At 53.0% G+C, this 21,663-nt stretch carries 22 protein-coding genes; 5 read left to right on the forward strand and 17 right to left on the reverse strand.

Annotated features, from left to right (window positions below):
• Positions 1-76: 76 nt before the first annotated feature.
• From DEP07_RS14305 to DEP07_RS14325, 5 genes are all read right to left on the reverse strand, one after another.
• Positions 77-487: a DUF2268 domain-containing putative Zn-dependent protease gene (locus DEP07_RS14305; protein WP_274875285.1), complete on the reverse strand. Its 411-nt coding sequence runs from the start codon at positions 485-487 to the stop codon at positions 77-79.
• Positions 488-539: 52 nt separating this feature from the next.
• Positions 540-1,400: a tryptophan 2,3-dioxygenase gene (gene kynA / locus DEP07_RS14310; protein ID WP_122963353.1), complete on the reverse strand. Its 861-nt coding sequence runs from the start codon at positions 1,398-1,400 to the stop codon at positions 540-542.
• A 193-nt stretch (positions 1,401-1,593) separates the two neighbouring features.
• Positions 1,594-1,872, reverse strand: a complete 279-nt coding sequence (locus DEP07_RS14315; protein ID WP_229049908.1) for a hypothetical protein — start codon at positions 1,870-1,872, stop codon at positions 1,594-1,596.
• Positions 1,873-2,016: 144 nt separating this feature from the next.
• Positions 2,017-2,472, reverse strand: a complete 456-nt coding sequence (locus DEP07_RS14320) for a DUF2716 domain-containing protein (protein WP_122963644.1) — start codon at positions 2,470-2,472, stop codon at positions 2,017-2,019.
• Positions 2,473-2,559: 87 nt separating this feature from the next.
• Entirely contained in the window at positions 2,560-3,171 is a 612-nt protein-coding gene (locus DEP07_RS14325; protein ID WP_173598757.1) for a DedA family protein, read from the reverse strand.
• Between the two features lie 253 nt (positions 3,172-3,424).
• Between DEP07_RS14325 and DEP07_RS14330 the strand changes: the two genes are divergently transcribed.
• A complete protein-coding gene (locus tag DEP07_RS14330; RefSeq protein WP_122963355.1) occupies positions 3,425-3,922 on the forward strand; it encodes a cation:proton antiporter regulatory subunit in 498 nt (165 codons plus the stop codon).
• Between the two features lies 1 nt (position 3,923).
• Positions 3,924-5,177, forward strand: coding sequence for a cation:proton antiporter (locus DEP07_RS14335; protein WP_122963356.1), 1,254 nt, complete (start codon positions 3,924-3,926; stop codon positions 5,175-5,177).
• A gap of 111 nt (positions 5,178-5,288) precedes the next feature.
• On the opposite strand, the gene DEP07_RS14340 is transcribed toward DEP07_RS14335, so the two are convergent.
• From DEP07_RS14340 to DEP07_RS14355, 4 genes are all read right to left on the reverse strand, one after another.
• Complete coding sequence (locus tag DEP07_RS14340) at positions 5,289-6,914, reverse strand: SagB family peptide dehydrogenase (protein ID WP_287102637.1); 1,626 nt, start codon at positions 6,912-6,914, stop codon at positions 5,289-5,291.
• A gap of 27 nt (positions 6,915-6,941) precedes the next feature.
• A complete protein-coding gene (locus tag DEP07_RS14345; RefSeq protein ID WP_287102638.1) occupies positions 6,942-8,882 on the reverse strand; it encodes a TOMM precursor leader peptide-binding protein in 1,941 nt (646 codons plus the stop codon).
• The gene (locus DEP07_RS14350) at positions 8,839-10,836 is read right to left on the reverse strand and encodes a putative thiazole-containing bacteriocin maturation protein (RefSeq protein ID WP_287102639.1); all 1,998 of its coding nucleotides are present in this window, start codon (positions 10,834-10,836) and stop codon (positions 8,839-8,841) included. The genes DEP07_RS14345 and DEP07_RS14350 overlap by 44 nt, the downstream gene beginning before the upstream one ends.
• A 193-nt stretch (positions 10,837-11,029) precedes the next feature.
• Positions 11,030-11,308: a heterocycloanthracin/sonorensin family bacteriocin gene (locus tag DEP07_RS14355; protein WP_122963360.1), complete on the reverse strand. Its 279-nt coding sequence runs from the start codon at positions 11,306-11,308 to the stop codon at positions 11,030-11,032.
• Between the two features lie 227 nt (positions 11,309-11,535).
• On the opposite strand from DEP07_RS14355, the gene DEP07_RS14360 reads away from it, so the two are divergent.
• Positions 11,536-12,171, forward strand: a complete 636-nt coding sequence (locus DEP07_RS14360) for a TVP38/TMEM64 family protein (RefSeq protein WP_167470248.1) — start codon at positions 11,536-11,538, stop codon at positions 12,169-12,171.
• Between the two features lie 146 nt (positions 12,172-12,317).
• Here the strand turns inward: DEP07_RS14360 and DEP07_RS14365 are convergent, their stop codons facing one another.
• Together DEP07_RS14365 and DEP07_RS14370 are read right to left on the reverse strand one after the other, a co-directional pair.
• Positions 12,318-12,542, reverse strand: a complete 225-nt coding sequence (locus tag DEP07_RS14365) for a DNA-binding protein (RefSeq protein ID WP_173595924.1) — start codon at positions 12,540-12,542, stop codon at positions 12,318-12,320.
• Between the two features lie 21 nt (positions 12,543-12,563).
• Positions 12,564-13,511, reverse strand: a complete 948-nt coding sequence (locus DEP07_RS14370) for a helix-turn-helix transcriptional regulator (RefSeq protein WP_287102641.1) — start codon at positions 13,509-13,511, stop codon at positions 12,564-12,566.
• A gap of 110 nt (positions 13,512-13,621) precedes the next feature.
• On the opposite strand from DEP07_RS14370, the gene DEP07_RS14375 reads away from it, so the two are divergent.
• A complete protein-coding gene (locus DEP07_RS14375; RefSeq protein WP_242771559.1) occupies positions 13,622-14,437 on the forward strand; it encodes an alpha/beta fold hydrolase in 816 nt (271 codons plus the stop codon).
• Positions 14,438-14,499: 62 nt separating this feature from the next.
• Positions 14,500-15,504, forward strand: a complete 1,005-nt coding sequence (locus DEP07_RS14380) for a phosphotransferase (RefSeq protein ID WP_287102642.1) — start codon at positions 14,500-14,502, stop codon at positions 15,502-15,504.
• Positions 15,505-15,727: 223 nt separating this feature from the next.
• Here the strand turns inward: DEP07_RS14380 and DEP07_RS14385 are convergent, their stop codons facing one another.
• The 6 genes from DEP07_RS14385 to DEP07_RS14410 all read right to left on the reverse strand — a co-directional run bounded on the left by DEP07_RS14385 (position 15,728) and on the right by DEP07_RS14410 (position 21,657).
• Positions 15,728-16,339, reverse strand: a complete 612-nt coding sequence (locus DEP07_RS14385; RefSeq protein ID WP_122963367.1) for a DUF4304 domain-containing protein — start codon at positions 16,337-16,339, stop codon at positions 15,728-15,730.
• A 575-nt stretch (positions 16,340-16,914) separates the two neighbouring features.
• Positions 16,915-17,259: a hypothetical protein gene (locus DEP07_RS14390; protein ID WP_122963368.1), complete on the reverse strand. Its 345-nt coding sequence runs from the start codon at positions 17,257-17,259 to the stop codon at positions 16,915-16,917.
• Between the two features lie 33 nt (positions 17,260-17,292).
• Positions 17,293-17,868, reverse strand: a complete 576-nt coding sequence (locus DEP07_RS14395; protein WP_287102643.1) for a hypothetical protein — start codon at positions 17,866-17,868, stop codon at positions 17,293-17,295.
• Between the two features lie 116 nt (positions 17,869-17,984).
• Entirely contained in the window at positions 17,985-19,463 is a 1,479-nt protein-coding gene (locus tag DEP07_RS14400; protein ID WP_122963370.1) for an Lsa family ABC-F type ribosomal protection protein, read from the reverse strand.
• Positions 19,464-19,801: 338 nt separating this feature from the next.
• Positions 19,802-21,175 (reverse strand): acetyl-CoA carboxylase biotin carboxylase subunit, encoded by a 1,374-nt coding sequence (gene accC / locus DEP07_RS14405; protein WP_173595917.1) that lies wholly within the window; start codon positions 21,173-21,175, stop codon positions 19,802-19,804.
• Positions 21,176-21,189: 14 nt separating this feature from the next.
• Positions 21,190-21,657, reverse strand: coding sequence for an acetyl-CoA carboxylase biotin carboxyl carrier protein (locus DEP07_RS14410; RefSeq protein WP_242771564.1), 468 nt, complete (start codon positions 21,655-21,657; stop codon positions 21,190-21,192).
• Positions 21,658-21,663: the final 6 nt, after the last annotated feature.

Raw genomic sequence — 21,663 nt, forward strand, 5'->3', positions numbered from 1 at the left:
CGCTTTTTGTCGTGCAATCATTTCTCGACGTTCTTCTGAAAATGGGACTGCGACTGCTTACAGTCCACAAAATGGCTCATCTAAAAAATAATAAGCAAAATGATCTTGGTAAATGAAGGGTATTTGTGCCCAATATTAGGAAGAATATGTGAAAATTTGCGCTTGGAGTCCTGTTGCGCGGTAATTTGGGGTGGGATGTTTGCACTTCGCGGAGCAGCTCTTCCGGTGAGGTCGCGGTCCATTGCTCTACTGTCAAGTCGGGATGATCATGTAAAAACGTCTGTACCAGCCTGTAGCCTTCGCTGTAGCCGAACACTTGCGGAATGCCATCCTGGCCGCCAAACATGATCTTTTGCTGCAACGCAAGCTGGGTGGAGTCCAGATGCTGTAGCATGGTGCGCCTGCTTTCTACCTGTTCGTCGTCCGGGAAGGTATCGATGATATTGAAAAGAGCCGTTTCAATAGAAACAAGCGTGACCGAACACATCTGTCCGCACGCCTGTATGGTGTAGCCTTTTACAGTTCTCTCCTGGTTGGTCCTACAGCTGCGTGCGCAAGCTCCACAGCTCAGGGAAGAAACGATGGTCCAGCGCTCTGCGCAAATAGCCGACGCCGGAAGAACCGCCCGTTCCCTGCTTTTGTCCAATAATCCGCTCCACGGTCGTCATATGATTGAAGCGCCACTGCTGCTGCTGGCTGGCGATATCGACAAGCTTTTCCGCCAGCTCGTACAAATCCCAATATTGATTCACATTGCGGTACACGGTCAGCCATGCTTGCTCGACACTATGATTCGGCTGGTACGGCTGCGACCAGTCGCGTTCCAGGCACTCGGCGTCAATCGGCAAGCCCCGCGCCGCCATCTCCTTGATCGCCGCATCGTAAATGCTGGGAGCATGTAAAACCGCGTCCAGCTTGGCATGAAGCTCAGGCTGATGCTCGTACACAGCCAGCACATGGCCGTTCTTGTAGCCAAGCGTAAATTCGATCAGCCTGTTTTGAAACGATTGAAAACCGGACGAATGCCCCAACTTGTCGCGGAACTGCAAGTAATCCGCAGGTGTGAGCGTCGAGAGCACGTCCCACGATTTGATCAACTGCTGCTGAATCCGCGACACCCGGGAAAACATTTTGAAGGCAGGCTCCAGCTCGTGCTTCGAAATACAGTCCATGGCAGCGCCCAATTCATGCAAAATTTGCTTCATCCACAGCTCGCTTACCTGGTGAATAATGATGAACAGCATCTCGTCATGATGAGTGGAGAGCCGCTCCTGACTCGCCAAAATCTTGTCCAGATGCAAATAGTCGCCGTACGTCATTTCTTTTTGAAAATCGGTATGGATTTCCTTTTCCAGCGAGGTCTTGTCTTGTTCGTTGCTTTCGTGTTGGTGGGGATTCATCTGTGATGGCCTCCTTTTTTGGGTGGAGAGGGAATGGATGTGATGTATGCGCTTTCATAAGTTGTGTTTAAATTCTGATAGCACTATGTTTTATTTCTTCTTGGGCGGGTTTGTTCCTGCTGGTTTTGGCGGATTTTTGCCGAGTGGACTTTCTGGAGGTACTAGGTAGCGTGCGTCTTGCAAAAAATTGGTCTTAGACGTTACAGGAAGCGATAAAACCGTTTTTAATGAAGCGAGTATCTTCCATAAAGAAGAAATCGGCATAAAACTTCATTTTCTTGGCTGTTTGCAGTTTATTTAATCTGCCAGTTATCATTCGCTTGATTCCAAGAGAGCTACGTTCGCCAGCCGCGTGAACTTCTACGTAAATCTCCCAGTAATCATAGTTTGGAAAATCCTCTTCCCAAATTTTCGAGATTTGTTTACCTTCTCGCGCTAATCGAATTATTTTTTCAGAATCTCTTTGATCCATTCTGATCCCTCCAAGGAGTCGTTTCTGTATCTCTTGTACTATTCGTTGAATATTTCCAAATACCTACATCATTCGACTGATATAAAACGACAAAACCTCCTGATCAGATGATCAAGAGGCATGGTAAGACCTGCTGCGCACTAGCTACCCAAATATAGTTGGTCGATCAGCTTCAAACTGATGAATGAGCGTCTCTCCAAACAAACTAATGGAATGTTCCCAAGGGTGCCCTAAATATCCCCACTTAAAATCTTTTTGCAAAAAGAAACAATAGTCCCCATCTGGGTAAAACCCTATCCTTGCCCCGACATCGCCGCGCTCCCGATGCGGATAATAGAGGTAGCATTGGTGCTGCCAATCCAGTGCGTAGATATATTCTTCCGGCACAGTGATCGCTCTTAGACAGCTAATGCACTTTTCCTCAAGATCATCGATATCTGCATCCGTATATTCAGTAACATCATAAGTAACGAAAGGGGACGGTAACCGAAAGGAAGGCCAATCACTGCTATGGATACTTGGTTTAAATTTGAAATCCTCGTACATTTTATCCCAAGCCAGACGATACTGATCACTCGTCATAGGAATCCAACTATTCATGTTACATCCCCCCAAAATCGATTCTCCCGCAACAACAAGAAAAGTGGCTCTTAACCAACAACCAAACAACTCCCCAAACCCAACCACTCACCCTCCACCCCGACGCTTCCGCACAAACACCACCAAAAAACCCACCCCTACTACACCAATCCCTATGTACACAAACTTCGAATACACATCCATCACGTGCAAAACCTGCTCCCACGACTCGCCAAGCAGCGCCCCCACCAGCACCAGGGCAATATTCCACAGCAACGTCCCGATCGTCGTAAACAGCAAAAACAACGGCAAGCCCATCCCGGTCATGCCAGCCGGGATGGAAATGAGACTGCGCACGAGCGGAATCATCCGGCAGAACAGGATCGTCCAGTAGCCGTATTTGTCAAACCAGGCGTCCGCCTTCTGGATGTCTGTCTTCTTGATCCGCAGCAAGTGCCCGTACCGCTCCACGACCTTTTCGATTTTGCTCACATCCAGATAGCGGCCAATTGCGTACAGCAGGACCGCCCCCAGCACCGAGCCCAATGTCGCCGCCAAAATGACACCAGGCACCGTCAAGGTCGTGCGCGTCGTCATAAAGCCGCCGAACGTCAAAATGACTTCTGACGGGATCGGCGGAAACACGTTTTCCAGCGCCATCATCAGGAAAATGCCCAGATAGCTGTATTGTTCAATAAAATGCGTCAGCCAGTTTTGCATGCTACCCCTCTTTTATCTCATCCGAAGCTTTTTCTTCAAGTATAGAGACGATTTCCTTCCAGTTCAAATGGAAAGCGAACCGAAGGAAGCAAAAGTTTGCCCGCCTGAATCAGACCTCAAATGAAATGTGTCATATTTTTTGCAAACTGTTTCGAAATGTAGACTTTTCGCATCATTTAAGTATATGATTATATTAGCAAACAATTATTTGTTTGTCGAAATTAGTGGATTCCACTTTTAGGAGGCGTACACAATGTTGAATATCAGGGAATCGGATTTGCCGGGAATCGGGCGCAAATACCAGGTGGAGACAAGAAACGGCGACAAGCTGATTATTATCCTCCACGACGACGGACAAAGGGAGATTTACCATTTTGACAAAGACGACTGGGATGAAAGCATCTCCATGGTCACTCTGGATGATCAGGAATCGCGCCAGCTGGCCGGAATTATTGGCGGGATGACCTACAAGCCAAAAGCGCTGGAAACGATTGAGATGGCTCTCGACCAGCTCGTGATTGAATGGTACAAAATCGAGCCGGGGGCCGCGTGCATCGGAAAATCCATCGGGGAACTGGACATTCGCCAGCGAACAGGGGCTACGATCATCGCCATTATCGAGAAAAACCAAAAGCAAAAAGTGAGTCCGGGACCGGAATGCGTCCTGACGGCAGGCGTTACGTTAGTTGTGGCAGGCGAGAGAGGGCAGGTGAAAGTGTTAAAATCTACACTCATAACAGGGGGGGCTTGATTTGGAACACATCGTCTTTGAAATTGGTCTGGCTATCGGTTTAATCGCAATTGCCGGGTTTATCTCGCAAAAACTCCGCTTTTCCATCGTACCGTTCTACATCCTCATCGGCATGGCCGTAGGGCCGCACGCCGCCTCGATCGGCTTGATCGATTTTCGATTTATTGAAAGCGAACCGCTCATTGACTTCATGGGTCGGATGGGTGTTTTGTTCCTCTTGTTTTACGTCGGGCTCGAATTTTCGGTTGGCCGTCTGATCAAGGCAGGACGCTCTATTGCGATCGGCGGCACTATCTATATAGGCATCAACTTTACGCTTGGTCTGCTCTTCGGCTACTTTGCCGGGGTTCCGTTCAAAGAAATTCTCATCATTGCCGGAATTACGACCATCTCCTCTACCGCTATCGTGGCAAAAGTGCTGGTCGATCTCAAACGGACCGCCAATCCGGAGACGGAAATGATTCTCGGAATGATCATGTTTGACGATTTGTTCCTCGCTGTTTACTTGTCGATCATGTCCGGTCTCGTGCTCAGCGGTGCAACTTCTGTCGTTGGCGTGCTCACCTCTGCGCTGATTGCACTCGGCTATATGCTTCTGTTCATCATTGTCGGGCGCAAGCTGGTTCCGTTGCTCAATCGCGGGCTCAATATCAAATCGAATGAACTTTTCATGTTGACGGTCTTTGCAGGTCTGTTCCTCGTAGCCGGCTTCTCGGAAACCATCCACGTAGCCGAGGCGATTGGAGCCTTGCTCGTCGGTCTGGTCCTTGCAGAAACGGTCCATATGAAGAGAATTGAGCACATGATTCTCCCCTTCCGCGACTTTTTTGGCGCCATGTTCTTTTTCAGCTTCGGCTTATCCATTGATCCGCTTCAACTTGGCGGAGCGGTCTGGCTTTCCCTGGCAGCCGTCGCCATTACCCTGATCGGGAACTACACGGCAGGGCTTTTGGCTGGCCGCAGCGCAGGCTTGTCGGCACGCGCCTCCTCGAATATCGGGTTGACGATTACCGCACGCGGGGAATTTTCCATTCTCATTGCAAATATGGGCAAGGCAGGCGGACTGTTGGAAATTTTGCAGCCATTTACGGCGCTTTACGTACTCATTCTGGCGATTCTTGGCCCCGTATTGACCAAAGAGTCCAAGCATATCCACAATTTGCTGTGCAAAGTGGTTCCTCTGGAGAAAATGTTCCAAAAAAGAGGCGCAACCGCTCCGGCTGCCGCGCAAAAAACGGAGAACCATTCGGGATAACCACACTTTGACGCCAGCACTCTGCAACTAGCTGTACACAAAAAAACAGGATGCCCCCGCTGCGAACATACACGTCACGGGAGTGATCCTGTTTTTTTGACTTCTCCTTTTCTAGCCATGCAAGCTCCCCTGCAACCGCGCCCGCTGGCGGTAAAAGCCGACAGGCACTTGGATGAGACACGTCTTGCTTTCCTGCGGCAAGCCGTAAATCTCGTCGCTGCTCGCCACATCGTACCCAAGCAACGGATGTCCGCCCAATCCGCAGGAAAAGGCAGCGAGCAATAGCGCGTGCAAGGCGATCCCCGCCTGCATCTGCTGAATGCGATAGCCGCGATACCCCCAGCGCTCCAGCAGATGGTTGCTTTCCCCTGCGATATGAAAGCAAAGCGGCACCTGGTACAGACTGACATTGTCGAGGGTCATTCCGGCTTGCAGCTCTGCCCGCTGGTCGCCGTGCCGCCGCTGTGTCAACAAGCCGCTTGCGGGAGCGCAAAAGTACGCTCCGTCCTCCAGTTCGTCCACCTGGTGAAGACAGACGCAATACGCCAAACATCCGTTGTTCTCGTGTCCCAGGTCATGCTGGTAGTGCAAGGCTGTATACGCACGCCGCACAAGCGTTTCCAACTCTTCTCGCGTCAGCTTGCCCGCGACAAAATCCAGCTCCGGCGAAATTCGGCTGCGGCAAAATTCCGCGAAATCCAGCGCTGGCAGCCTGTCTTTTGCCGCTTCTGTCTCTCCGGGCTTTCCCCGCAGTTTTCCGCTGTCTTTTTCCGCACCAAACAGTCTTTCCCTGACAAAACAGTCCGTTGACTCATACAGCGCAGCCTGGTGCATCTGGCGTAGCAAAGGGTAGTCTTTTCGCGCGTTCGAACCGATCTGATGGCAGTGGCTCAACGGCTGTAGCGATTGCACGAGCTGTTCCGCCGAGACAGGCTCTTGCGCATCCGCGCTGCTCTCAGTCAATGTTAATACCGAGGCTGCCGTTGTCTCGCCTGTCTGCTGCGGATTCAATGCCAGCCCAAGCGGCAGGATTGCATACACGCTTTCTTCGTTCCCGTCCAAGCCGAGCAGCCCGTTGACAGCCCGATCCAGAAACAAGTAGTGGACACTGGCCTGAATGCCATACTTATCGGCCAAAGCCAGCCATTGCCCGAGCAGCACACCCGTATCCAACCCTTGCAAACGGTACGAGAAAAGATCGTATTTAAAAGCATTTTTCCAAAAGTAAGTGGACACGAAAACAACTCCAAAGCAGTCGCGTAGCGCAAAGCGCTGGCCGAGCGAGCTGGTTACATAATCAGCGAAGTCTCCCTCGCGCAACAGAACGAGGCGATGATGCGCCACATCGTAATGATAAATCCCTTGCCTCAAATACGAGAGCTTCAGATACAAATACACCTCGTTCGGGTACAGCGCTCCGCCGGAAGGAATCGCCCTGCGGTACGACTGAACGAAAAAGCTCTCTTCTTCCGGGGCCCCTTGCCCGAAAGTCATCTGGCTGACTTTTGTCAATCCGTACGCGTAATAAAGCATGCTGCCCAGTTGGACAAGCGACGGCTCCCCTGTGATCTGTTCGCCTGTGAGCGACAAAGCGACTTCCCCGGGCAGCGTTACGGCAGGCAAGCCTTTGTACAGCTTGTATGGCAGTGGCGCATCGTCCCAATTCACTTCCAGATCGGGCGGCCGGACTTTTTCGGTAGCAAAATGCAAGTCGTGCAAAAACGTCGCAAGCTTCATCACTCGCCCTCCCTTTGTGCCATGCTTTTACGGAAACGGGTGAGGATGCGGGTTCAACTGATCCAAAGCAAGCGGTTGTTTGGCATAGCCTAGCGTGACAGGCACGTGCAGCACGCGTTTCAGATTGGTCACTCGCGTCTGATGCTGTCCGAACGTCATGGGCAGCATTCCCGGAATCAGTACGCGCACGCAGGACAACCCGATGCGGCTCACTTCCGGTGTCGTCTGGTCGATGACAATGACGTCGAGCTCCAGCTTGCGAAACACTTGCAAAATGTCCTTCAGGTCGTCTGTCAAATCGGTGTGGCCGCCTTGCCAGGAAAAAGCTTCCGCAAAAGACTGCATCGGTCTGTTGTTCCCAAGCAAAAAGTCGAGACGCTCTGCCGCCTCTGGCAAGCCGTAAAGCATGGCGTGGTCATCCATTTTTTTCACCAGCGACGAGTCGTGGTACATCCGCAAATACGCGGCGCGATTCGCTTCAAATTTGTCGTGCAGCGTATTCAGCATGGCAGCCGTCTCGTGAAGGGCGCCCTTGACGGCGCGAACCGGATCAGGGTGCGCACCACCCGCGCAGACGAGATGCAGTCCTGTCTGTTTCTTATTTTTCGCGATCGTCCACACGCTGGGAATCCCGTTTTCCATCGTCGCGTTGTACAAAAACAGCTCGTAGTCGGTGACAGACTGGAGCCGTGCGATCATCAGTTCCAGCTCCGTATCGCCAGATGTGTGCGGATCGAGTCGCGGCAGCGGCAGTTGCGCATACCACGTCAGCAAAAACGCATCGCGCTCCACCACTTCCATGATTCCGTAAAAGATCGCTTCCTCCAGACTGCCGCCGATCGCACAGCCATTCGACGTCTCAAATACGGTGCCGTCACCGAAGCCAAGGCTGTAGTAAGCCATCCGTTCGGGAACGAGCACGGGCCGCTCGCGGATGCAGGAATAGCCCCAAACCCAGTTTAACGGCCGTTTCGGATCAAACGGTTGAAAAGGAAATCCCGGCAGCGCATACTGCTCTTTTGAATGGACGCCGGCAGTGACCGGATTGAGCGCCTGCTCCCCCAGGTTGGCGTAACAATCGTAGACGACTGTCTTTTTGCCGCGCGGCGTCAGTCCGCAATATCGTTCCAGCCCTTCCAAAATCGCCGTCCCTTCACTATGGACGTAAGAATGGGAGCGGCCTGCCGTCGCTTCGTCATGGGGGAACAAAGGCAAATTGACGCTGACATCGGAAAAGACGGAGACAAGGTCGCGCATTTTCCCGTTAAAAAAGCCTGTTCTCGCATCTACATAGTCGGAGCGGAGCGCTTGCTTCCAATCGTCCAGCGACTTCACGCGGTAGCTTGTCGAGGAAGGCTTGGGATTCGGCTGCCAAGTAAATGTGGCCAGTTCTGGCGCGTCATCCGGCAGACGCCCGCAATGACCGCAAAGCGGATCAGCCAGGAAAAAGTGCCGGGAGCTTGCCAGCGTCTGCAAGTCGAGCAATTGGATATGTTCGTGCAGACGGGCTTGCTGGCGGCTGGCTATTCGCTGTACCTCGTCAATTACATAGTGACACACCTGCCATAATCCCGTTCGCGACGACCACACGTCGACTGCCGTTCCGCCTTCCTCTGTAAGCTGGAACTGGTACTCCCACATTTCTTTGCGATCGCGTCCAGCCATGAGCCGCCGCATGTCCGCGCACTGGGAACAGCCAGGCACGCCCGGACGAACGAGCGGCCCGATCACGGCTTCGCCAAACGAAACGAACGCCCTCAGCCACGGAATCCCGGATGCCTGGAAAAGCTTTTCCGCTTCCGTATGCTCATGCGGCCGCCATCCGTCTTGCAGCACAAGCGCCAAATCAATCTGTTCGTCGATCGGTTTCAGCACGCGCTGGCGCTGCACGCGATATTGTTTCGGAAGCTGCATGAAGACGAGATCAGCCAGCAGTCCTTCGCCCACAATCATAATCTCCATGCTCATGTCCCTCCTCCGCTCGCAATGCAAGGGCGATCACCCTTGACAAATCTTCCTGCAAAAACGTCTCTACAGCCGCATTGCGCAGCACAGGCACCAGCCGTTCCTTGGCAAGGACGTCCCGCGCCTGCTGCCAAAGTGTTTCCTCGCTCTCCGGAAAAGGCGGAAGTTCCACTTGCTGTTCACGCTCATCCAGAGCAACCTCCAGAGCCTTTACCGCATAGGCGATTTGCTCATCCGGCACTCCTTGGCTGTTTTGCAGCGCCGTTTGCAGTGCCTTGCGCAACGCGAGCGTATCGTGCAAGCCTACGCTGCCGTACCAACCGTTCTCCGTCCCTACCCAGTACACCGGAAATCCGCACAAATCCGCTCCTTTGGCGATTTTATGCCCTTGCTTCTGGAGCGCCAGCGCACGCGCGTAAAACAAACACGGCTCGTCTTGCCCCGTCCACTGCACGAGAGCGGCTGCTGGCGGCTGCTCCCGCACTTCTTTTGCCAATACAGCTTGCAAATAGTGCTCCAAAGCCCGGCACGCTGCTTCTGCCGCCGATTCTCCCGCGCCAATCGCAAAACCGATCTCCCCCGCACTGTCCGGCATAGAGGGGGCATCATCGTGCAGATGAATGCCAGCCGCCTGGATGCCGCATGCGCTCATCAGGCGCGAAACGTACATCTCCGTCCCTGCCAATCCCGCTTCCTTGCGCGCTTCCTCATGCGTATACCCCGGGCAAATGCGGACAGGCAACAGCTCGGCGGGACCAACCGCAACGGGATCGACTGCCTGCACCTGACACTGGGAGAGCGGAAGTTGTATCAGCTCGCCTTCCTCCCACGTGTGAAAAATGCCGACGTCAGGCGAGGTCCAGGACTGAAAAGCCGCAAGCAAGCCGTCCTTTGGCGATGTAGTCTCTGCGAAAAACGACTGTTCATCAACAGGCAAAAAGCGCGGTTTGCTTTTGACGAGAGGATGCGGCATGGCCGTTCGCCAGCTCCCGGTGAGCGTATCCAGATCGAGCAGAAAAAGCTTGCCCGCCGACTCTGCCTTCACCACGCCAGTCACATGCTTGAACCATTCCATGACCGCCGCGTTTGCCAACAGAGCGGCTGACGTAGCTGTAAAAGGATGATCTTCTGCATTCCCGCTCAAAAAGACCCGGTGGAAGCGGCGTACGACCGAATCGAGGCACACGGGCGAAGACGGCTGCATCACCGGGCCTGCAATGCCCTTTTGCAAAAGCAAAAACACAGGAATGAACACAATGCCCCGCTCCTGGCAAAGCGCATACACCAGCTCCATCTCGCTGCGATCCCCGGAATCTGAGCCGTACAGCACCGCAGAAACTGGCGCCAGCGTCTTTTCCCAGCAGGCCCGGCTTTGCTCGCGCACGGTTAGCTCTGTCAGCTTGGCCTCGTCATCTTTTTTCCGGACATGTGCATGCAGCTCGGTCAGGCGAGCTTTGTTGACCAGGCTCGCGTCCGTGACGGCGTAATGAACATGCGGGCACCCCGATTCCCACAGCGCATGGATCAGCGCGGGCACAAAGCTCCCGCTCCCTGCAACGAGCGGCTTTTGCTGCCGATACGTCTGGAAAGCATGACCGCCCGAGCCAATCAGGTGATCCAAAAAGGCAATTTGTGCCGAAAACTGCTCCACCACCGCGGGAGAAAGCTCATGCGGCAAATGCTGGCTGACATCTTGGGCAAACCCGTTTTCCAGCAAAAGACTGGCGATTTTATGAATCTGAGCCTGGTACTCCGCTGGCAAATCGTCCGTAATTTCCGCCAGCGTGTGCTCTCCGTTGAAAATGGGCACCAGCTGCGAAACCCATTGATCGATCATTTCTCCTTCCATCCGAAACGTCCCGACGTTATTGCGAAAATACACGCTGCCATCGGGATTGGGCAAAAAGAACGTATCCCGCTTCACTGCAAGACGCATCGCTCGGTTCAGTTTGACCATGCTCCTCCTCCTTGCTTGGCTGCGCTCGCCACTTTATGTGCCATGAAGGTGCCACCGTCATTGTATGAGCGGCTCTTTGTCCGACATGCTATTGCAAATAATGCCGGGAGCACGCTAAAAAAGCCCCAGCCTGGCGCAAGCCAAACCGGAGCTTTGGTTGTGTTGTTGCCGCTGCCAGGATGAGATTCCCCGGCTAAACGCAACGCGCACACGACGTACACGGAAAAAAGCACGGGAAGAAACACGTACCGAAGCAACTGCATGAACAGCTGCACGAACAACTGCAAGAGCAGTTGCACCTTGCACAACCACCACATCGACCGCAACCGCCGCAGCCTCCACATCGCCCATGACCGCATCGGCCGCGCACCAGCATCGTTTCTTTCTCACTGTTTTTATCCCAGGGGGTCACTCGATCCGCCTTAAATTCAGAAGCTTTCAGTTTCTTCAGCTCTTTTTTGAACTCATTCATTACCAATCACCTCCGCCACTGCATGTAGCTACTCTACATTTATGTGGGGACACTAGGTATTCGTTCCATCCACGACCGCCCATTTTTCGGGTGTGCTGTCGATCCAGGCACAGGCCATGCGTATGCTTCCACACGGACAAGGTGTAAAAATCGGGTCGCTGGCTATAATGTTGTTGATTACCATGCGCTTTCTTTCAAGTGCACGGGAGCGAGGAAAGGGGATCATCATGAAAAAGTGGCTGCTCTTGTTCCTGTATGCGCTCATTTTTGCCATCGGCTTTGTATACAGAGACGTTTTGCTGAACTGGCTCTCCAGCGATTCGCCCGACCTGTTGCCGTTCATGTTTTTGGCTGCCGTTTTTCTCGGCTTGTTTCCCGTTATTCCGTTTGGGATTTTCGCAGGCATGATGGGAGCCAAATTCGGGCCATTTTGGGGCACGCTGATCAACTGGACAGGCTCTGTCGGCTCGGCGTTCCTGTTTTTTCTGTTCATACGCTACGGCTACCAGAAAGCCGGGCGCGATTATTTGACGAAATCTCCCCGGTTGGCTCTGTTTACGCGTGCATTTGAGCAAAACGCCTTCATCGCCGTGCTGTTCGCCCGACTCATCCCGATCATTCCCTCTCCGGTGATCAATATATATGCGGGAATCAGTGCCATCCCGATTTTGTCCTTTGCGCTGGCTACCGCCATCGGAAAAATCCCGACCATGCTGGTGTTCGCCTTTTTGGGCGACCAGCTGTTTCATAATGCCCAGCGCTCGTTCTGGACGCTGTTGTGTTACGCTGGCTTTCTCGGTCTTGCCTATCTTCTCTACCGCGTCTGGCAGGGGCGCAGCAAGAAAGTGAAGGCTCCTTCCTAGTCGTACAGGGCGGCCCACAGGAAACAGACTGATTTCCAAAGACGAAACCGGAATCTCGGGCCGCCACCGACACCCTCATCAGACCAGAATGGCAGGCAAGCGGCTTTTGCGCTAGTACATATTCTTTTCCCGGCGTAACGCCGACATCATGGACGAGTCTCGCTAAACGACATTCCTTTGTCAGCGAGCGCACGTCTGAGCTGTTCAAGTGCTTTTGGCCCCATCCCGTGCAGCTTGCGCACATCTGCCTCGCTCACTGCCGTCAACTGTTTCAACTGATGGTAGCCTGCGTTCGCAAGCGCTCTTTTCGCAGGCTTCGCCAGCTCTTTTGGCAAATCGCTTTCCCGGTCTTCCGCATTTGTGCCCGTCATCTCTGCGCCCCCTTCCCCTCGTTATGGATATTTGCCAGAAAGCTCCGCCAAATAGCTTCTCATGCTTGCCAAAAGCTCCGGTGAATGAGTAACCGTCGCTTCCCGCCCCAGGCCGATGAAAAAGGCGGCGAAAAAATCGCGGTCGCTCTCTGCAATCTGGCCCGAAAGCGATCCTGTTCCATCCGGGCGAATCGTCAGCATCGAGGCAGACCAACGCTCCGCTTCGCACTTTTGCACTCCCACCCTTGTCAGTTCCGCACGGATCGCGATGCTGTTCTTTTCTTCTCCCGCAAGTCTGGACTCCCGATTGTCCAAATGAATATCCCACAAATCAAGCGGTTCTGCCTCTGCGCACTCGACAGCCGCTTGAATCCGGTCGCAGCGAAAGACGCAATAGCTGCCAGTTTGAAAACAATAGGCTGGACAGTACCACAGGCCATTTTGCGTGTAAATCCCGATTGGCTGAATGCGACGATTGGTTTGTTTTTCCCGGGATTCGTATGCGATCGCGAGCACCTTTTGGTTCACGGCTGCATCCAAAAGAATCGACAAGTGCGGAGAATCTGCCTGCCTTTTCGGTGTGACAAAATCAACGCGGTGTCTCATCTCGTCGATCCGCTCGCGGACATCTGGCGGCATGTAAGCGTAAAACTTGCTCGTGGCCGACGCCGCTTCCGCTGCAAAAGGCAAGGCGGAGTAATGGCGAAGCGATTGGATCGCAAAAAAGATGGCGACGGCTTCTTCCTCGGAAAAGGCGATAGGCGGCAAAATTCGCTCTTTCAGGACGCGGTAGCCGCCGTGCGGCCCTACTTCGGAATAAAGCGGCACGCCCCACTCGGATAATTCCTGCAAATCTCGCAAAATCGTTCGCTGCGACACGCCAAATTCTTGCGCCAGCTCGCCGACGGTAAATTTGCGTTTCCGGTTGACCGTCATTAATAGTTCCAGCAGTCTTTGTGTTTTCGCCATATCGGTTTCGTCCTTTTTATCTATGACAGCTTTTGTCATGATTATCTGTTATCGTCAAGATAAAGTCCAGTCAGGTGCTCTTTTGGGCACACCATAAGGAGGAATATGCCTTGACCACACAACACCAAGCAGCAACCCGCAAATACTTTTCATCGCAAAACTTGCGTCTCTCTTATCTCGACTTTGGCGGCGACAGCCCCAACGTGCTGCTTTGCTTGCACGGTCACATGAATGATGGGCGTGTGTTTGCGGAATTTGCCAGCAAACTGAGCGGCTGGCGCGTCATTAGCCTGGATCAGCGCGGCCATGGCTGGAGTGAGCATTCGCCGGAAAAAGACTACTCCCGCAACGCCTACGTGCAGGACATTCTCGCTTTCGTCCAAAACGAACTTGGCGGGCAGCAAATCGCCTTGCTCGGCCATTCTCTTGGCGGCCTCAATGCTTATCAATTCGCTGCGCGTTACCCGGCGTATGTAAAAGCGCTGATCGTGGAAGATATCGGAACCGAAATCCATGTTGACCTGTCCTTTGTCGAGCGCCTGCCGCAACGCTCCGCTTCCCTCGAAGAACTGAAACAATCGCTGCGGCAAGTTGGCGTGCGCGCCGTGGATTATTTTGCGGAAAGCGTGTTGGAGGACGAGCACGGCTGCGCTTTTCGCTCTGATCTGTCTGGCATGCGCATCTCGCAGGAGCATTGCAACGGCGAATGGTGGACAGATTGGCTGGCCTCTGCATGCCCCGCTCTGCTCATTCACGGCAAACACAGCTTTGTGATGGACGAAGCACATGCCAAGCTGATGGCCGAACGCAGAGCGAACACCCGGCTTGCCGTGTTTGCCGAGTGCGGGCACGATATTCATTCGTCTGATCCAGACGGGTTTCAGCGGGAAGTACAAGTATTTCTGGACGAGATCGCCCGCTCATAAAAAGGATTTGCGCCTCCTCAAACGAAATCGTATGGAGTTCATCCAAGGACGGGAGGCGCTCCATGAACAACCATTCCCGCTCGCCCGCTGCCGCAGAAGCGATTTTGGCTGACCTGACAGCAGCGGTTCAGCGCTATTTCGGCTTGCACATCCGGGAAGCCACACCGATCAACCGGGGCTGGCTCAATTTGAAATGGCACATTCGGACAGAGGAAGGCACGTATTTGTTGAAGCAATACAACCAAAAAAGGTTTGCTTTATACGATCCGACTGATTTGGCTGTCGCTTTTTCCGAGCAAGCGAGACTGCATGCCGCGGGCCTGCCCTGCCCGCTGCTGTTCGCTCATGACGGACGATTTTTGCTGGAATCCGCTCACGGAGAGCGCTTTCTGGTCATGGAATTTTGCGAGGGGCAGTTGGTGTCGCCGGGGAAAGCTTCACAGGCGCAGATGTACGATCTGGGCCGGGTGACCGGGCAGATGCACCGTTTGCTGAACGATGGATCGATTGCGATTGCAGGCCGGAAACAGCCGCAGTTCGTTCCCCCGGAGCGGGCACAGCGACTGGCCCATTGGCACTCTGTTTGGCAAAATGTGCAGCATGCGGGGAAAACCGAGCTGCAAGGATTCGTAGAACAGCAAATCATCGCGACGGAAAAGCTTGAGCTGTCGCCTTTCGAAGCTTTGCACAGCGGATGGGCTCACCGCGATTTATGGGTGGACAACTTGCTGTTCGCTGCGGATCGCGTCACCGCCGTGCTCGACTTTGACCGGATGAAATACGACTACCCACAGCTCGATGTGGCGAGAGCGATCCTGTCTTGCGCGCTGGACGAGCAGCTTGACCCGGCGCTTGCGCGGGCATTCCTATCCGGCTACAAGGAAGTGCGCCCAGTGGAACATGGCTATTTGACGACTGGAATCCAGCTGTTGTGGTACTTGGAAAGCGTTTGGTGGATTACGGCAGACATGGATCGGCACAGTGCCCCGCCCGCCCGTTTTGCCAAAGAAATGATCTGGCTCGCTAAGCATCTCGACAGCTTGCCTGATTTGTTGGGTGATTTTTAGTTTTACAGAATAGAATTATGGTTAACTTTATGTTGCAAATACTAAAAGCGGTTACTGCTCGTTAACGCGTAATAAGCAAAGTGCAAAGAGCCTCCATTTGATGTGGAGGCTTCTCTGTCTTTTCGGTTATGGCTCATGACTTTGCTTCCTTTTGCTATCGTTCTGCACTTCAGTCAGCTACCGTTCCCCGCAAGGTTCACCTCCTAAAACTAAAAGGTTCCCCCTACAGCTTCGTAAACTCCACTCCATACTGTTTAAATATCGCCTCATATTGCTTTTCAAATATCGTCCATCGCTGTTCTGCCCCATGCTTTTCCTGCAACGCCTGCAAATACTGTTTGGCCGCTGCTACATCATTCGTTTGCAACAGCAAATGAAAGCTCTCTTCGCCCAAATGCAAAAACGGGCCTGACGTGTAATAATCCACGATGGACCTGGCACTGGTCATCGTACGATAGAATTGAACAACTTGTTGCAGTCCACTTAACAGCGTTTTGCGTACGTCATCCATTTTCGTATCAGCAGTGATGGCAAAGCGGTCTGGAGCCACCTCGGCAATTTCCCTGATTCTTGCCCTGAAATGACAATCTGCTTCTTTCGGCTCAGTCAAAACGTCCTTCGCTTGGATCTGCGCCAGCTCCGCCGAATAAATGCCGCAGTTCACATAAAACATGAGATGATCAGCTGAATTGCCAGCGGATTTTTGGAAGTTGAGCATGTAAATGAGATTGTCTGTTATTTTGTAGAAATTCAAACTTTTCTTGACAAAGCCATGCTGCGCAAGGAACGGCTTCACGTCCTGCTTGATCATCTCGTTAAAAAGCTGTTGCAACATACTCCCCCCTGGAAGATACAATTTGTCCATATTATAGCATTTATTTGGCAGCTATCTCACGAAAGGTGCAGCGTATGCCCCTTTCGCCATTGCTTCGATTGGGGAAAGGTGGAAAAATCGGAATCTGAATCAGGAGAAAAACCGTTTAGTAACGGTGCTCCGCCTGTCCGTTCGGCAAAAAATGATCTGGCTGTGCTGATGCCGCAACCTCTCGACAGCTTGACCGACAAATGAGCAGTCGCTGTCTACAGAATGTTATTATGGTAAACAAAAAACGATTTGCAGCTGCCCGCAATCCGTAAAGCGACGCCTGCACTCTTCAACGTATACAATCACTGCTCCATAAAAAAACAGCGGTCAACCTGGAGTATGCTGCTGTCATTCCTCCTTGTTGACCGCTGTTCGTTTCTATCACCTTATGGCTCGCCAATATTGTGTGTGCAAGAAGCTGTCTTCGTGCACAAGAGGCTGCCTTCGTGTACAAGAAGCTATTTCCGTGCACAAGAAGCTGTCTCCGTGCACAAGAAGCTGTCTCCGTGCACAAGAAGCTATCTCCACTTCCAAGACGCTACTACCTACTTGCCTTTTGAAAAAAGCACATCCCCCCGCCACTCAAAACTGAGCGGCGTCCCTTTCTTCTCCGGCTCCCACCCTTGCTGCACGGCTTCGGCGATGATCGCCTCCACATCGGAAGGCTTGATCGCTCGCCGCTCCTGTGCAAGCGGCGAATCGCCTGCCTGCTCCGTCGCCGCAGACATTACGGGCACGTCCGCCTTCATGTACACCCGGATCAGCTGCCCGGCCTCCCCGGCGCTCTGAATCGTCACGACAAGCATTCCTTGCCCCGCTGAGCTGACGACCCAGCGGTACGTTTTTTGCTGAACCGTTATGCTCCGCGTTCCTTTTTTCGGTAAAGCCATGTACTCCTCCTGACTTTTCTCGCCCGTTACAGACTACGGGCTGTTTTCATGATGCATCTGCTCCTGCGACCGCTCGCCTGCAACCGGCAGCGCAAATGTCAGCGACTGAAACCAGGCGAAAACGATAATGAGCAGGAGCGCGCTGACCACCGGATGCCTTAGTTTGCCAAAGACGCTTGCTTTATTCGCTTGCTCCACTCCATGCCATCGCTCCATCAGCAACAGACACGCCGTATACAGCATCGCCAAGAAAAACAACAGCGGCTCTGCCTGCTCCAGCGTCATCATCTCGCCGAGCATCGCGCCCATCATGCCAGCCATCAACCCGGATAGCGTCCCTTCCACAATCGTCAGCACGGACAAGCGCAAGCCGAAGACGAATCCGGCAAAAGCGCCGCAAGTCATCCCCCACAGCGTGGAGCGGGACAGATTCCCCTGGAACAGCAGACCGAAAAGCAGACCTGTCAACAAGCCCACCAGCATGGCGACAGCCATCGCGCTCACCATTCCGTGCATCGGCTGGATGTGCGCCCTCCTTCGCCAAACCAAGCCGGTAAACCAGACGTACCCGATCAGTACGAACGCAAATATTTGCCAAACGGCGCTCATGATACCACCTCTACGTATATGTCCCTCCCTACACCGTATGTCCACGAGTGGCAAAACAGGACAAGAACGCGCGGCGAATCAAAGAGATAGCCGACAAAACGGGCACGCCTGACACGTCACAGCTCAACCACTTTCGTCGCGATGTTTTGGCAAAACTCCCGGTCATGCTCGACAAACAAAATCGTCGGCGCATGCTCCAAAAGCAGCTCCTCCAACTGCATGCGCGACAGCACATCGATAAAGTTCAACGGCTCATCCCAAACGTACAAATGCGCCCGCTCGGAAAGACTTTTCGCGATCAGCACCTTTTTCTTTTGCCCGCCGCTGAACGAAGCCATGTCTTTTTCGAATTGCGTCCGGGAAAAATCCAGCTTGCGCAAAATGGCTTTGAACAAGCTTTCGTCTATGTCGTTGCTTTTCGCATAGGCCGTCAAGCTGCCCTGCAAATGCGACGTATCCTGGGAGACGTAAGAGATTTTCAACTGGCTTCCTTGGCGAAACGTTCCCGTGTAGCTCACGTCCTCGCCGCAAATCAGCTTGAGAATGCTCGATTTCCCCGAACCATTTTTCCCGGACAGAGCAATTCGCTCGCCTTGTGAAATAGAAAAACGAACGCTGCCCGTCACCTGCTTATCTCCGTAGAAAATCGCCACATCTTCCAGTTCGATCAGGCGATCTTTATGATACGTCAGCGGAGAGATTTTCAGTGCTTCGCTCTGCTCCACATTTTTCAGCAGCTTCGCCTTGTCTTCGATAGCCGAATGCTGCCTTTGCTCGATCGATTTGGAGCGCTTCATCATTTTCGCTGCCTTGTGACCAATATAGCCTTTGTCGACTTTGGAGCCGGAATTGGTCGTACCGTTTTTCGTTTTTTCCACCTCATGCGACCAGCCGCTGGTGCGCTTCGCGGACTCGGACAGGCGTTTGATGTCTTTTTTCAGCCGCTCGTTTTCAGCCAGCTCAAAGTGATCCTGGCGCTGCTTGTTTTCCCACCAGGTCGAGAAGTTGCCTTTTTGAATCTCGATGTTGGTTTTGTTGATCGACAAAATATGGTCGACGCAATTGTCGAGGAAGGCGCGGTCATGAGACACGAGAATAAAGCCGTGCTTGGTCTGCAAATAGTCGCTGACCAGCTTCCTGCCTTCCATGTCCAGATGGTTCGTCGGCTCGTCAATGAGCAGGAAGCTGTTTTCCTTCAAAAACAAGGCGGCGAGAAGCACCTTGGTCTGTTCGCCGTTGGACAGCGTAGCAAACGGCCGATACAAAACTTCCTCGTCGATTTGCAAATAAGAGAACTCGCGCAAAAGCTCCCACTCCATATAGTCAGGGATTACTTCGCTAATGACATCCGCTGTGTTTTGCTGCTTGTTTTCAATCAGGTACGGAAAATATTCAAACGTCACCTGGGAAGAGATCGTTCCGCTGTACTCGTGGCGACCGAGCAACAGCTGGAGAAACGTCGTCTTTCCCCTTCCGTTTCGTCCGGTAAAGCCGAGCTTCCAGTCCGTATCAATCTGGAAGCTGACATTTTCAAAAATGTGATCAAAACTGCCGTCGTAGGCAAAAGTCAAATTCGTCACTTTGATGGTCGACATACAATCGTCCTCCTTGGAAAAAATCAAAAAGAGCTGCAAGAAAGTTACTCTCTCGCAGCTCAAATACATATAACAAACCAAACCCCAGCAAGGAGTCAGATTGCATATACCGTTTGAGTGAACAGATGTCGTAACTTTCTTGCGTATAAGGAAATAAACATGCGAAATCCATCGCAATCGTTTTCCTTTACTAGCAAGAAAGCTTCCTACATCGGCTTCAACTCCAGTCATCAAAGTAACCTCATCTTACCATATCTGCTAACACCATTCAACCGCAAGCAGGCTTGACCGCCACTAGAGTACGTTTCCCATTGCCAGCAAGCAACCATCCTCACGCTTTACTTGCCGGAAACAGGCTCGCTTTCTTTCAGATCGAGCGGATTTTTCTCCAAAAAGTTGGTAGCGAATTGGCCGGAGACAAAATCCGGATGCTCCAGCAATTTTTCGTGAAACGGTACTGTCGTGTGCACGCCTTCGATCACAAATTCGCGCAAGGCGCGCTTCATGCGGGCCAGCGCTTCCTCGCGGCTGCCACCCCACACAATCAGCTTGGCGACCATCGAATCGTAAAAAGGCGAGATGTCATAGCCCGGATAAACAGCGCTGTCCACGCGCACGCCGTAGCCGCCTGGAGGCAAGTAATTGGTCACTTTTCCCGGCGACGGCATGAAGTTTTTTGCAGGATTTTCCGCGTTGATCCGGCATTCGATGGCCCAGCCGTTGATCTTCACCTCATCCTGGGTAAAAGACAGCGGATTGCCCGCGGCGACGGAGATTTGCTCTTTGATCAGGTCGATCCCGGTAATCATTTCGGTGACCGGATGCTCTACCTGAATGCGCGTGTTCATTTCCATGAAGTAAAACTGCCCGTGACGATCGAGCAAAAATTCCACCGTACCTGCTCCGTGGTAAGAAACAGCTTTTGCCGCTGCCACGGCAGCTTGCCCCATCCGCTCGCGCAATTCCTGATCCAGCGCTGGCGATGGCGCTTCCTCCACCAGCTTTTGATGGCGGCGCTGAATCGAGCAATCCCGTTCGCCGAGGTGGACGACATTCCCATGCTTGTCGCCCATGACCTGAATCTCTACGTGACGCGGCTCCTCGACGTACTTTTCCAAATACACGCCCGCGTTGCCAAAAGCGGTTTCCGCTTCTTTTTGCGCCTGGCGAATCGCTTTTTCCAGTTCCTCGGCGTCATAAGCGACGCGCATGCCGCGACCGCCTCCCCCCGCCGTAGCTTTGACGATCACAGGGTAGCCGATTTCCCCGGCCACTTGCACTGCTTCCTCGATGTCGTCGATCAATCCGTCTGTTCCCGGAACGAGCGGAACATTGGCAGCACTCATCGTTGCTTTCGCGACGGCTTTGTCGCCCATTTTCGTAATCGCTTCGGGATCTGGCCCGATGAACGTGATGGAGCAATCTTGGCAAAGCTGGGCAAACGAAGCGTTTTCCGCCAAAAAGCCGTAGCCGGGATGAATCGCATCCACCCCTGTGAGCAAAGCGACCGTCATGATGCGGGGCATGTTCAAATAGCTCTCCCTGGACTCTTTCGGCCCGATGCAGTAAGCTTCATCTGCCAGCTCGACATGCAGCGCTTCGCGGTCAGCTTCCGAGTAGATCGCTACCGTAGCGATTCCCAACTCCTGGCACGCTCGAATAATGCGCACGGCGATTTCGCCGCGATTGGCAACCAATACTTTCCTGAACATAGGAACGCTCCTTCTTACTGTGGCTTGACAACAAGCAACGGTTTTCCGTAATCGACCAATTGACCATCCTGCACCAACATTTCGGCCACAACCCCATTCGCTGTGGAAACGATGTCGGAGGACAGTTGCAAAGCGTCGACCGTGCAGCGGCCGATCACATCATCTGCCTTGATCGTCTGCCCGACCTTCACCTGGGCGTAAAACAGTCCGACTGACGTGGACAGGACGAGCTGAGGTGTTTTTTCCGGCGCGGGAGTTTCCTGCTCCTTCTCGACGGCAAGTGTCGCTGTTTCAATTGTAGCGGCGGCTTGCTGGTAGCCTTGATCCACCTCGTCTGTCTGAACCGGAAACGGCGTCGCGCTCACTGCCGCAGGCTCGCTTTTTTTGATGACGATTCGCTCTTTGCCCTTTTCCCATTCCAGCTCCTCGATGGACGACTGGTTGACCAGCTTGATCAATTCACGCAGTTCATGCAGCTTCATGCAAGA

This window comes from Brevibacillus sp., assembly GCF_003521185.1.
In the GTDB taxonomy this organism is placed as follows: Bacteria; Bacillota; Bacilli; order Brevibacillales; family Brevibacillaceae; genus Brevibacillus; species Brevibacillus parabrevis.

Coding starts and splice junctions, on each gene's coding strand:
- accC (WP_173595917.1), bottom strand. CDS start 21,175: ATGTTCAGGAAAGTATTGGTTGCCAATCGCGGCGAAATCGCCGTGCGC.
- DEP07_RS14355 (WP_122963360.1), bottom strand. CDS start 11,308: ATGAATGAGTTCAAAAAAGAGCTGAAGAAACTGAAAGCTTCTGAATTT.
- DEP07_RS14380 (WP_287102642.1), top strand. CDS start 14,500: ATGAACAACCATTCCCGCTCGCCCGCTGCCGCAGAAGCGATTTTGGCT.
- DEP07_RS14410 (WP_242771564.1), bottom strand. CDS start 21,657: ATGAAGCTGCATGAACTGCGTGAATTGATCAAGCTGGTCAACCAGTCG.
- DEP07_RS14350 (WP_287102639.1), bottom strand. CDS start 10,836: ATGGTCAAACTGAACCGAGCGATGCGTCTTGCAGTGAAGCGGGATACG.
- DEP07_RS14370 (WP_287102641.1), bottom strand. CDS start 13,511: ATGGCGAAAACACAAAGACTGCTGGAACTATTAATGACGGTCAACCGG.
- DEP07_RS14320 (WP_122963644.1), bottom strand. CDS start 2,472: ATGAATAGTTGGATTCCTATGACGAGTGATCAGTATCGTCTGGCTTGG.
- DEP07_RS14385 (WP_122963367.1), bottom strand. CDS start 16,339: ATGTTGCAACAGCTTTTTAACGAGATGATCAAGCAGGACGTGAAGCCG.
- DEP07_RS14390 (WP_122963368.1), bottom strand. CDS start 17,259: ATGGCTTTACCGAAAAAAGGAACGCGGAGCATAACGGTTCAGCAAAAA.
- DEP07_RS14360 (WP_167470248.1), top strand. CDS start 11,536: ATGAAAAAGTGGCTGCTCTTGTTCCTGTATGCGCTCATTTTTGCCATC.
- DEP07_RS14305 (WP_274875285.1), bottom strand. CDS start 487: ATGTGTTCGGTCACGCTTGTTTCTATTGAAACGGCTCTTTTCAATATC.
- DEP07_RS14330 (WP_122963355.1), top strand. CDS start 3,425: ATGTTGAATATCAGGGAATCGGATTTGCCGGGAATCGGGCGCAAATAC.
- DEP07_RS14365 (WP_173595924.1), bottom strand. CDS start 12,542: ATGACGGGCACAAATGCGGAAGACCGGGAAAGCGATTTGCCAAAAGAG.
- kynA (WP_122963353.1), bottom strand. CDS start 1,400: ATGAATCCCCACCAACACGAAAGCAACGAACAAGACAAGACCTCGCTG.
- DEP07_RS14315 (WP_229049908.1), bottom strand. CDS start 1,872: ATGGATCAAAGAGATTCTGAAAAAATAATTCGATTAGCGCGAGAAGGT.
- DEP07_RS14400 (WP_122963370.1), bottom strand. CDS start 19,463: ATGTCGACCATCAAAGTGACGAATTTGACTTTTGCCTACGACGGCAGT.
- DEP07_RS14325 (WP_173598757.1), bottom strand. CDS start 3,171: ATGCAAAACTGGCTGACGCATTTTATTGAACAATACAGCTATCTGGGC.
- DEP07_RS14345 (WP_287102638.1), bottom strand. CDS start 8,882: ATGAGCATGGAGATTATGATTGTGGGCGAAGGACTGCTGGCTGATCTC.
- DEP07_RS14340 (WP_287102637.1), bottom strand. CDS start 6,914: ATGAAGCTTGCGACGTTTTTGCACGACTTGCATTTTGCTACCGAAAAA.
- DEP07_RS14395 (WP_287102643.1), bottom strand. CDS start 17,868: ATGAGCGCCGTTTGGCAAATATTTGCGTTCGTACTGATCGGGTACGTC.